Consider the following 10,843-nt stretch of genomic DNA (forward strand, 5'->3'; position numbering starts at 1 on the left):
TCAATCCGCTGCAGATCGCGCTCGCTCATCGCAATCAATCCCATCCGCAATCTCCCAGGTCATCAAAACCCGGGGAGAGTGACATTCCAACTTTGCAGGATCAGGACACTTTAACTTTGCGGCTACATGCAAAGATCACATAAGATAGATTATGGAACTAACGTATATGCCGGAAAGCATGGATTGCGGCTGAACGTTGCCTTGGCGAGCTTGACCCGGCCTTTCCAGCCTGCTTAGCGTTCCCGAACCGAACACCTCATTTTCAAGGCCAGATGTGATGAGCGAATTGCGCGTTCTTTCAGATGCTTTCATTCCAGAACTGCCAAACCGCTACAAAGGCAAAGTTCGCGAAAACTACGACTTGCCCGATGGCAACCGCATCATCATCGCGACGGACCGCCTCAGCGCCTTCGACGTCATCCTGACGTCGATCCCGAACAAGGGTCACGTGCTGACGCAGACGGCGCGCTACTGGTTCGAGGAAACCGCCGACATTTGCCCGAACCATGTGGTCAGCTATCCGGACCCCAATGTCGTCATAGGCAAGCGGCTCGACATCCTGCCGGTCGAGGTCGTCGTGCGCGGTTATCTCGCCGGAACGACCAGCACCTCGATCCTGACGAAATACCGCAACGGCGAGCGCGAGATGTACGGCATCACCCTGCCGGACGGAATGCGCGACAATGAGAAGCTTCCCCAGGCAATTATCACGCCCACCAGCAAGGCTTTCGACGGCGGCCATGACGAGCCGCTTTCGGTCGAAGCGATCCTCGAGCAAGGACTGCTGACGAAGGAACAGCTCGATACCGTCTGGCAATATGCGCATGCGCTGTTTGCCCGCGGTCAAGAGCGCGCCGCCGAGCGCGGCCTGATCCTCGTCGACACCAAATACGAGTTTGGAACCGACGAAAACGGCACGATCATTCTCGCCGACGAGATCCACACACCCGACAGCAGCCGCTACTGGATCGCCGACAGCTACCAGGAAAGCTTCGAGCGCGGCGAACGTCCCAGGAGTTTCGACAAGGATTTCGTCCGTGCCTGGGTCACTGCGCGCTGCGATCCCTACAAGGATCCGATCCCGGAAATTCCACTTGATCTCATCGAGCAGACCTCGGCAGTCTATATCGAAGCCTTCGAAAAGATCACCGGCCAGCGCTTCGTTCCGGATCTGTCGGGTGCGACGGTTCTGGATCGCATTCGCGCCAACCTGACGCCATATTTCTCAAAATAAATCAGTACATTAGAGATTTATTCTAATCTGATTTAGGCGCTGAGCGTAGGATCATCGACATCGAATTCGAGCCGCATCAGGTCGTATGCCGGCTCGATATGATCAGGCGTCTCGCCTTGCACCGTGTCGTAATCCAGCGGTACGTGCATGTGTGTCAGCACCGCCCGCTTTGGCTTGAGGCGCTCGATCCAGCCGAGCGATTGCACCAGTGACAGATGGCTCGGGTGGAACTTGTACTGCAGCGCATCGATCACCAGCAGATCGAGGTCGCCGAGCTTGGCAATGGTCTCGGCCGGAAAATCGCTGACATCGCTGCAATAGGCAAAGTCGCCGATGCGGAAGCCCAGAGAATGAATATTGCCGTGAAACTGCATCAGCGGCCGGAACGCGATCGGCCCGCCGGCGCCTGATATCACCACCGGCGACAGATCATCGGCAATGATGTGCGGCTCGACGATCGGTGGATAGCCGCTGCCTGGCGGTGATTCCAGGCAATAACCAAACCCCTCGCGAATACGGCCCATCGTATAGGCATCGGCCCAGATCGGCACCCGCCTGCGGTTTTCGATGACGTAACCGCGCAAGTCGTCGATCCCGTGCAGATGGTCGGCATGGGAATGGGTATAGATCACCGCATCGATGTGGCGCACGTTCGTTGCGACCATCTGCGCACGAAAATCCGGCCCGGTGTCGATGACGACGGTCGTCTTGCCGCCGTCGGGCGCGATTTGCTCGACGAGCAAGGCCGCGCGCATGCGCCGGTTTTTCGGATTGTCAGGATTGCAGGCGCCCCAGTCCCCGGTAATGCGCGGCACGCCTGGTGACGAGCCGCAGCCGAGGATGGTGAACGTGCGCTGGAACGCCACGTCAGAGCCTCGGCATCTTGGAGAAGACGCGGAAGGCATTCTCCGTGGTGATCCTTGCAATCTCCTCAGTGGTCACGCCGATCGTCTCGGCAAGCACGGCTGCCGTATGGGCAACGTAAGCCGGCTCGTTGCGCTTGCCGCGGAACGGCTTCGGCGCGAGGTACGGCGCATCGGTTTCGACGATCATCCGGTCATGCGGCACGGTCTTGGCGATTTCACGCAGCTCTTCGGATTTCGGGAAGGTCAGGATGCCCGAAAAGGACACGTAGCCGCCGAGCTCCACGCCGACACGGGCAAGCTCCGGACCGGAAGAGAAGCAGTGCAGAAGGAAAGGGAAGGCCCCCTTCCCGGTTTCCTCGGTCAGGATCGCCGCCATGTCCTCATCGGCCGAGCGGCTGTGAATGACGAGCGGCAGGCCGGTCTCGCGGGCAGCCGCAATGTGACGACGCAGGCCCTCGACCTGGGCCTCGCGCGGCGCATTGTCATAGAAGTAATCAAGGCCCGCCTCGCCGATCGCCACCACCTTCGGATGGGCCGAAAGCCGCACGAGATCCTCGGTGGTGATATCGAGCTCCTCGTCTGCATTGTGCGGATGGGTGCCGACGGAACAGAAGACGTTCGGATAGGCCTCGGCGATCGCAAGGATCGTCTCGAACCGCTTCACGCGGGTCGAGATCGTGATCATCTGCTCGACACCGGCCTCGCGCGCCCGCGCGACGATTGCGTCGCGCTCCGCTTCGAAATCGGGGAAGTCCAGATGGCAATGGGTATCGATCAGCATGCTCAAGATGCCTTACTGCGCTTCGGGTGCCACATAGCGCGGGAAGACCGGCTTCGGCGCCTCGAGCGGCGTGCCCGAGACGAGACGTCCGGCCTCGCCGAGCGCTGCGAAGTCGCGCTTGTCGGCGGGTGCAGCCACCAGGTCGAGCAGCTTCGCCGAGGATTCCGGCATGAACGGCTGAAGCAGGATGGCGATCTGGCGCACGACTTCGGCGGTCACGTAGAGCACTGTGCCCATGCGCGCTGGATCGGTCTTCTTCAGCGCCCATGGCTCCTGGCCGGCGAAGTAACGGTCGGTCTCGGAGACCACGGCGATGATGGCTGCCAGCGCCCGGTGGATCATCTGCTTGCCCATCTCGTCGCGGGTGATTTCAAGCAGTGCGTCGGCCGCAGCCAGCATCGCCTTGTCCTCGTCGGTCAGGGGGCCGCACACGGGCACCTGGCCGTCGCAGTTCTTGACGATCATCGACAGCGAGCGGCTCGCCAGGTTGCCGATGCCGTTGGCAAGGTCGGAATTGATGCGGGTCGCGATCCCTTCCTCGCTATAGCTGCCGTCCTGGCCGAACGACACCTCGCGCAGGAAGAAATAGCGGATCTGGTCGAGACCGAAATGTTCGACGAGGTTGAACGGGTCGACGACGTTGCCGAGCGACTTCGACATCTTCTCGCCCTTGTTGAGCAGGAAGCCGTGCGCGAAGACGCGCTTGGGCAGCGGCAGGCCGGCCGACATCAGGAACGCCGGCCAATAGACCGCGTGGAAGCGGATAATGTCCTTGCCGATCACATGGATGTTCGCTGGCCAGAACTTGGCGCGCGGGCCCTTGGGATCGTCGAGATAACCGGTCGCGGTGATGTAGTTCGTCAGCGCGTCGACCCAGACATACATGACATGCGCCGGATCGTTCGGCACCTTGATGCCCCAGTCGAAGGTGGTGCGCGAAACCGAGAGGTCCTTGAGGCCGGACTTCACGAAGGAGATCACTTCGTTGCGGCGCTCGGCCGGGCCGATGAAATCCGGATTCTCTTCGTAGTGCTTCAGCAGCTTGTCCTGGTATTCGGACAGCTTGAAGAAGTAGCTCTGCTCCTCGACCCACTCGACCGGCGTCCCCTGCGGGCCGTAGCGCACGCCGTCGGCGCGCAGCTCGGTCTCGTTCTCCTGATAATAGGCTTCGTCGCGCACCGAATACCAGCCGGCGTAGGAGTCCTTGTAGAGGTCGCCCGCCTCGCCCATGCGGATCCAGATGTCCTGCGACGCCTGATGGTGGCGCGGCTCGGTCGTGCGGATGAAATCGTCGTTGGACGCGTTCAGGGCCACGGCCATCTTCTGGAATTCGGCCGAATTGCGGTCGGCAAGTTCCTGCGGCGTCACGCCTTCCTTGCGCGCCGTCTGCTGCATCTTCTGCCCGTGCTCGTCCGTGCCGGTCAGGAAGAAAACCTCACGTCCGTCGAGGCGCTGGTAGCGCGCCATGGCATCCGTCGCGATCAGTTCATAGGCATGGCCGATGTGCGGCTTGCCGTTCGGGTAGGAAATCGCTGTCGTGATGTAGAAGGGGGACGTGTCTCTCATAGGCGGATTCGATCTATCTCGGATTAAGCTACGCACGCTCTTAGCGCATACGCTGTTAGGAAGAAACATGCGATCCATGAAAAGCCCGGCCGAAGCGGCCGCCGCCACCGCCCTCCTCCTTGCGCGCCCCGCGTGCAAGATTTAGAACAAACAGGAAACAAATGAAGGGGTGAGTCGTGCTGGATCAACTTGGCAGCCAATTTGAAACCGCGTCGGCCGGCTATGCCGCCGCGCACGGGATCGAGCGCGACCCCGACTGGTTCATCTTGAAGATGCAGGAGGAAATGGGGGAACTGACGCAGGCCTGGAACAAGCTCAGCGGTCGCGGGCGGTCCCAGGGGAAATCGCCGGACGACCTCCGGGCACAGATGGCCGACGAGACCGCAGACCTTCTTGGGCACGTCCTGCTCTTCGCGCAGCACCACAAGCTGGACCTCCAGGCGGCGATCGAGCGAAAATGGCGTTTTCAGCCGGCGCTATAGCGCCGCTTTCATATCGTCGAGCAGCGACAGAATGGTCTGCTTTCGGTCGAGATTATAGGCATCGCTGACCGTCAGTCGCTCGGTCACGGAGGCTGACAGCCGGGCGAAGCGTTCGGCGCGCATGATATCGCCCGAAACGGCCGCCTCCCGCGCCTCGCGCATGATGCGATCGCTGGCAAGGGCCTGGAAGAAATCGAAGATCGTTTCGCTGTCCTTGCCGGCGAGGGCATCGGCGAGCTTGTGCATGTCTTTCCGGACAGACGGTCCCTGCCCTGCAAGGATGCCCTCGAAGGTTGCCGCGATTTCCAGTCCGCCATAGTTGATCAGCTTCAGCGCCTCGGCGACGCTGCCGCTGGCGGCTGCGATGATGCGCCCGGCATTCTCGCCCTCGAGATAGAAACCGAGATGCGCCAATGCCTGGCCGAGCGGTGCTGCGTCGAGCGGCTTCAGTCGCAGCGGCAGGCAGCGCGAGCGGATCGTCGGCAGCAGTTTTCCGGGTGCATGCGTCAGCACCAGGAACAGCGAGCGGCGCGGCGGTTCCTCGAGGATCTTCAGGATGGCGTTGGCCGCATTGCGATTGAAATCGTCGGCCGGATCGATGATGACGATGCGCCAATTGCCCGTGCCGGAGGTCTGGCTGAAGAACTTGCCGGCGCGCCGGACCTCGTCGACGGTGATCGCCCCCTTCGCCCTGCCCGTCTTTTCATCGATCGGGCGGGCCAGGTGCAGGAGATTGTGTGAGGCGCCGGAGGCAAGCTGCCTGCCGATCGCAGAGCTCGGGTCCGGGTCGGCAAGCGTTTCAGGCGCATCGGCCGGTTCAGGATTTTTTAGGATGTGATGGGCAAAGCGGAAGGCAAGCGTCGCCTTGCCGATCCCTTCCGGCCCTTCGATCAGGATCGCGTGGTGCCCCTTGCCGGAGCGATAGCTCTGCGCCAGGAAGGCTTCCGCCTGCTCATGGCCGAACAGGCGATTGTTCTCCGTGGGCGCAATGGCGCCATCAAGGACCCCGGCTCTTTCGCTCATGACACGGCTTCCTCGGCGGACGTGTCCGTGCCGTCGCCATGCGGCAGAAGCGCTTCGACAAGCGAAAGCACCTCGGCGGCGATGGCCTCAACCGGCTGCGTCGCATCCACCACCCGGCACCGCTCGGAATCGCGTCTGGCAATGTCGAGAAAGGCGTCGCGCCGCTTCTCGTGGGTCTCTAGCTGTTCCTTTTCGAAACGATCGGGATTGTCGTCGCCGGCGCGGCGTTGCGCCCGCTCGAGGCCGACGCTGGCGGGCAGGTCGAAGATCACGGTGCGGTCCGGCACGACACCGTTGATTGCTACGCGCTCCAGGCTTTCGACGAAGCTTTGTTCGAGATTGCCGGTGATGCCCTGGTAGACGCGCGAAGAATCCATGAAGCGATCGCAAAGCACGATGATGCCCTTGTCGAGCGATGGCCGGATGACCTCCTCGACATGGTCGCTGCGCGCTGCGGCAAAGAGAATCGCCTCCATCCGCACTCCGAAGGATTCCGCAGCCCCCGAAAGCAGCACGTGACGCACCGCCTCGGCGCCGGGAGAACCACCCGGCTCGCGCGTCGTCAGCACCTCGTAGCCGCGGGCGCGCAGGGAATCGGCTAGCAGGCGGAGCTGCGTCGACTTGCCGGCACCTTCCCCGCCTTCGAATGTTACGAATAGACCTTTTTTCAGCGACACCATGCTTTCCCGTATCGGCATGCGATTTGGCCCTGTTTAGCCGATTGGTCCTCCGGGCGAAACCGTCAGGTGACGATTTGAAGAGGCATTCCAGTGAGCGCGGCTCAGAGCCAGAAGAAAAGCAGTTCCTGCAGGGCGTCGACCGCGCGGCTCGTCAGGGTTCCCTGCCCCACCGCGCCGGCCGTCTTGACCGGGACCTCGCGCAACAGTTTCTCGCCGTTCCACAGCTTGACGACGCCGACTTCCGTGCCGGCCGTCACCGGCGCCCGCAAGGGCCACTTGTAGACGATGCGCGCCGTCAGCCGCTCGGGATTGTTGACCGGCAGCAGCACGTCGACCGGACCACCGGCCACCAACGCGACGTGAGACGCGTCACCGCCATAGACGGCCGCTTCGCCGATCGATTCTCCGTCGGCGAAGATCCGCTTCTTCTCGAAGGCGGTCATCGCCCAGTCGAGAACCTTGCGGCTCTCCTCGATGCGTTCCTTGTCGGTTTCAAGGCCGCCCATCGCGAGATAAACGCGGCGGTCACCGCGTTGCAGCGACGCGGCGAGCGAAAAGCCGAAACCTTCGGCAAAGCCCGTTGCCAGGCCGTCCACGCCGATATTGGCGGAGATCAATGGGTTCTTGTTGCGTTGGAGGATCTTGTTCCATTCGAATTCCGGCTGCGAATAGAGCCGGTAGAGATCGGGATGCGCTTCGTGCAGGTGGCGGACGAGCGTCACCAGTTCGCTCATTGTGATCTTGTTGCCGGGATCGGGCAGCCCGGTCGCGTTGCGGAAGGTCGCGACCGGCATGCCGAGTTCGCGCGCGCGCGCCGTCATGCGCTCGGAAAATGCACCTTCGCTGCCGGTCATGCCCTCGGCGAGAATGATGCAGGCGTCGTTGGCCAGCTGAACGGCTACGCCCTGCAGGAGATCGGCGACCCGGATGCGCGACTTCAGAGCGGCAAACATCGTGGAGGTGCCGGCCGGCGCGCCGCCGGTCCGCCACGCATGCTCCGATACGTCGTAGAGGGTTTCGGGCGAGACTTCGCCCTTGCCGAGCGCCTCGGCGACGACCTCCATGGTCATCAGCTTGGCAAGCGAGGCTGGCGGGATCGGGTCGTTTTCGGCACGCGAGAAAAGCACCGTGCCGGTTTCTGCATCGACCAGCAGGATCTGCTTTGCCTTGGTGTCGAAGGCGGGTGCCGGCGTTTGCGCGAATGCGGCGCCGGCAAACAACGCAAGGCCAAGGAAAGCGGCCGAAAGCATCTTCATGCGCATGGGAAACTCCGGTTTCCCCTCGGGCATAGCAGCGTGGTCATTTTGGCACAACGCCGAGAACTGTTAACGGGCCGAACCGTTCGTTTTCTGGCGCTTGGCGTAGTCGACGATGACTTGCGGCGTTAGCTGCTTCTTGTCGACCATGATCGCTTCGAAGGGCGATTCGGCGTCGCTGACGCGAACTTCGTAATAGGCAGCCGCATAGGCCATGTTGCCGTCGGGCATCGGAATGTACTCCGGCCGCTCGCGCGGGATCGGGCCGATTTCCGGCAGCATGACGAATTCGTTGAACGACGCCGGCTGCTGGGCAAACTGCGGCACGGGCGCGGCTATCGCGGTGACCGGTTCGCTGACGTCGAGCGACGCCTTGGCCGGCACGGTGATGGTGCCGAGGCTTTGCTTGCGGAACGGTTCGTTCGAGGCAACCATCACGCCGGTTGCGATCTGCCCTTCGGGCATGATGCTCGGCCCGCGCTGGCCCTTCTCGACATAGGACGCCATCAGGTAAGGCATGTCGTTGCCTTCGAGCGGTGCGCGGCCGACATATTGCACCTTCACCTGTGCGCTGCCCTTGCGCTTGATGTCGAGCAGGTCTGCCGTTTTCGAGGAAACGTCGATGATGCGGCCGTATTCGTAGGGGCCGCGATCGTTGACGCGCACGATGACCGAGGTGCCGTTTTCCATGTTGGTGACGCGGGCGTAGCTCGGCAGCGGAAACGTCGGATGGGCGGCCGACAGATGCGCCTTGTCGTAGACTTCGCCGTTGGCGGTCAGGCGTCCGTGGAAGGCGGAGCCGTACCAGGATGCCATACCCGTCTTGTTATAGCCGAAGTCTTCCTTGGGCTGGTACCACTTGCCCTTGACCTGATACGCCTTGCCGACCTGAAAGCGTCCGCCGCCCTTCGGGATGTTGTTGCCGGTGGCAACGCGCGGGCTCGCCTTTACGCCATAGACGGATTCAGGAAAGTACTCCTTGCTCCGCGCAGTTTTCTTGACATTCGACGTGGAGCCGCAGGCGGCAAGCGTTACGCACAGTGCCGGGATCGCCGCAAGGCGCAGTCCCTTGACCAGATATGCCGCATTTTTATTGGAGGTCATCTGTCCCACAACATCGATCGATAAAGCCGTACTCGAAACCTGCCGCTTACCCCCAGCGGAAATCTCGACGTCCCGAAACGGAACAGGTGTGTATTCATGACATCATCAAGGCAAAAATGCGAACTCATCCACAGGCCGGCTCCGCATTTCGTGAGTTATGGTTTACGGCTGGTTAACGTGATCGGGCCCGGCGCCTGCTCTTCAAAGCGGTCGAGAAAATCTTGCAGCGACGCATGTTAATTCTTGCAAAGCGCCAAGGCTTCGCGCAATAACGCCGTGCCCGGCACGCAGTCGCGCGGTGCTTCAGGCAAGGACAGGTGGCCGAGTGGTTTAAGGCTCTGGTCTTGAAAACCAGCGTACGGGAAACCGTACCGTGGGTTCGAATCCCACCCTGTCCGCCATTTCCCTTTTCTCCACCCATTAGTTGTCGAACCGACGAGATGGGACTACCTTACGAAGCGAAATGACGGTGCCAAGTCCTTTGGGGAGCGGGATCGACATGCGCGTTAAAGATGTAATGACGACGTCGGTCGTCAAGCTGTCCCCTGACAACAGCGTCAGGCAGGCAGCCCGGATCATGCTCGACAATCATGTCAGTGGCCTTCCCGTGGTCGACGGTGATGGAGCCCTGGTGGGCGTCATCAGCGAAGGCGACCTCATTCGCCGGAGCGAGCTTGGCGGCGGCATTCCGGTCGCCGACCCGGCCGGGGCCGCGGACGAGCGGGCGAGCGCCTATGTGCGCCGATCCTCCTGGAGGGTCGGTGATGCCATGACGGCCAATCCCGTGACCATCGATGAGGATGCCTCGGTCGCGCGCGTCGCGTCTCTGATGCGGGAGCGCGGCATCAAGCGTGTACCGGTGCTTAGAAACGGCCTTGTTGTCGGTATCGTCAGTCGCGCCGATCTGCTGCAGGCGATCTTGTCCGCAAAGCAAGACGAGACGGCGGCCGGCGACGAAGCCATCCGGCGCAGTATCCTGGTGCGCATCGGCGAAAATACCGGTCTTGAAGGCCTGGACATAAAGGTCGCCGTGACCGACGGCATCGTGCACCTCTGGGGCAACGTGGATACCGCCGATTGCCGTAAGGCGGCCCGCATCCTCGCTGAGAACGTGCGCGGCGTTCGCGGCGTGGTCGAGCACTACGCCGAGCCCTATCCGCAATAAGATATGCGTCGAGACCGCCGCGGCATGTGTCCGCGGCGCTGCAAGCGTATTCCTGCTGCTGTCGTTCCAACTTCAAGCGTTCCACCATCCTGCCCGCCGAAAAAACAGCAACGACCGTAGCGAATTCGAGAGACTGCGATGGCTTGCGCGACGGCAAGCTGGAGGGAATTTCAGCATAGGTCCTTTTGACCGGGAGGCTCAGATGGTTTCGCCTGAAACAGCATCGATGAAAGAGACGGCATCCGGAAAATCAGGAGCACCGTTATCGGCCGACGAACTCCGCCTGATGGACGCCTATTGGCGCGCTTCGAACTATCTGTCGGTCGGGCAGATCTACCTGCTCGACAATCCGCTTCTGCGCGAACCGCTGAAGCGCGAGCACATCAAGCCGCGCCTGCTCGGCCATTGGGGCACGTCGCCGGGCCTCAACATGCTCTACGTGCATCTCAATCGCGTCATCAAACGCGACGACCTCGACATGATCTACATCATCGGTCCCGGCCATGGCGGGCCGTCTCTGGTGGCGCATGCCTATCTGGAAGGGACCTATACGGAGTTCTATCCGAACATCGCCGAAGACGCCGAAGGCATGCAGCGGCTGTTCAAGCAGTTCAGCTTTCCCGGCGGCATCCCGAGCCATGTGGCGCCGGAAACGCCCGGCAGCATCCATGAGGGCGGCGAGCTTG

General features: G+C 61.8%; 10 protein-coding genes, 1 tRNA gene and 1 pseudogene. 5 read left to right on the forward strand and 7 right to left on the reverse strand.

What is annotated here, in order from left to right; translation table 11 throughout:
• Positions 1 to 277 precede the first annotated feature (277 nt).
• Positions 278 to 1,234, forward strand: coding sequence for a phosphoribosylaminoimidazolesuccinocarboxamide synthase (locus IB272_RS34235; protein ID WP_192445874.1), 957 nt, complete (start codon positions 278 to 280; stop codon positions 1,232 to 1,234).
• Positions 1,235 to 1,266: 32 nt separating this feature from the next.
• Here the strand turns inward: IB272_RS34235 and IB272_RS34240 are convergent, their stop codons facing one another.
• Genes IB272_RS34240 through metG form a run of 3 tightly spaced genes read right to left on the reverse strand, consistent with a single transcriptional unit; the run spans position 1,267 to position 4,447 of the window.
• A complete protein-coding gene (locus IB272_RS34240; protein WP_060585156.1) occupies positions 1,267 to 2,100 on the reverse strand; it encodes an MBL fold metallo-hydrolase in 834 nt (277 codons plus the stop codon).
• Between the two features lies 1 nt (position 2,101).
• Positions 2,102 to 2,881, reverse strand: a complete 780-nt coding sequence (locus IB272_RS34245) for a TatD family hydrolase (RefSeq protein ID WP_060517162.1) — start codon at positions 2,879 to 2,881, stop codon at positions 2,102 to 2,104.
• Between the two features lie 12 nt (positions 2,882 to 2,893).
• Complete coding sequence (gene metG, locus IB272_RS34250) at positions 2,894 to 4,447, reverse strand: methionine--tRNA ligase (protein ID WP_060585154.1); 1,554 nt, start codon at positions 4,445 to 4,447, stop codon at positions 2,894 to 2,896.
• A 176-nt stretch (positions 4,448 to 4,623) separates the two neighbouring features.
• Between metG and IB272_RS34255 the strand changes: the two genes are divergently transcribed.
• Complete coding sequence (locus tag IB272_RS34255; protein ID WP_034803487.1) at positions 4,624 to 4,929, forward strand: pyrophosphatase; 306 nt, start codon at positions 4,624 to 4,626, stop codon at positions 4,927 to 4,929.
• Here the strand turns inward: IB272_RS34255 and IB272_RS34260 are convergent.
• The 4 genes from IB272_RS34260 to IB272_RS34275 form a co-directional block, all read right to left on the reverse strand.
• Complete coding sequence (locus IB272_RS34260; RefSeq protein ID WP_113135729.1) at positions 4,924 to 5,952, reverse strand: DNA polymerase III subunit delta'; 1,029 nt, start codon at positions 5,950 to 5,952, stop codon at positions 4,924 to 4,926. The genes IB272_RS34255 and IB272_RS34260 overlap by 6 nt on opposite strands.
• Positions 5,949 to 6,632, reverse strand: coding sequence for a dTMP kinase (gene tmk, locus IB272_RS34265; RefSeq protein ID WP_244497364.1), 684 nt, complete (start codon positions 6,630 to 6,632; stop codon positions 5,949 to 5,951). Before tmk ends, IB272_RS34260 begins: the two co-directional genes overlap by 4 nt.
• Before the next feature lie 101 nt (positions 6,633 to 6,733).
• Positions 6,734 to 7,894 (reverse strand): D-alanyl-D-alanine carboxypeptidase family protein, encoded by a 1,161-nt coding sequence (locus tag IB272_RS34270; RefSeq protein WP_060585151.1) that lies wholly within the window; start codon positions 7,892 to 7,894, stop codon positions 6,734 to 6,736.
• Between the two features lie 63 nt (positions 7,895 to 7,957).
• Positions 7,958 to 8,992: a septal ring lytic transglycosylase RlpA family protein gene (locus tag IB272_RS34275; RefSeq protein ID WP_060585148.1), complete on the reverse strand. Its 1,035-nt coding sequence runs from the start codon at positions 8,990 to 8,992 to the stop codon at positions 7,958 to 7,960.
• Between the two features lie 311 nt (positions 8,993 to 9,303).
• Here IB272_RS34275 and IB272_RS34280 point away from each other — a divergent pair.
• The 3 genes and pseudogenes from IB272_RS34280 to IB272_RS34290 all read left to right on the forward strand — a co-directional run.
• A tRNA-Ser gene (locus tag IB272_RS34280) sits at positions 9,304 to 9,393 on the forward strand.
• Between the two features lie 98 nt (positions 9,394 to 9,491).
• The gene (locus tag IB272_RS34285; protein WP_034803496.1) at positions 9,492 to 10,157 is read left to right on the forward strand and encodes a CBS domain-containing protein; all 666 of its coding nucleotides are present in this window, start codon (positions 9,492 to 9,494) and stop codon (positions 10,155 to 10,157) included.
• Positions 10,158 to 10,359: 202 nt separating this feature from the next.
• Positions 10,360 to 10,843: pseudogene (locus IB272_RS34290) on the forward strand (phosphoketolase); the annotation flags it as partial.

Origin of the sequence: Ensifer sp. ENS08, assembly GCF_014852195.1 — a bacterium.
Taxonomy (GTDB): Bacteria; Pseudomonadota; Alphaproteobacteria; order Rhizobiales; family Rhizobiaceae; genus Ensifer; species Ensifer adhaerens.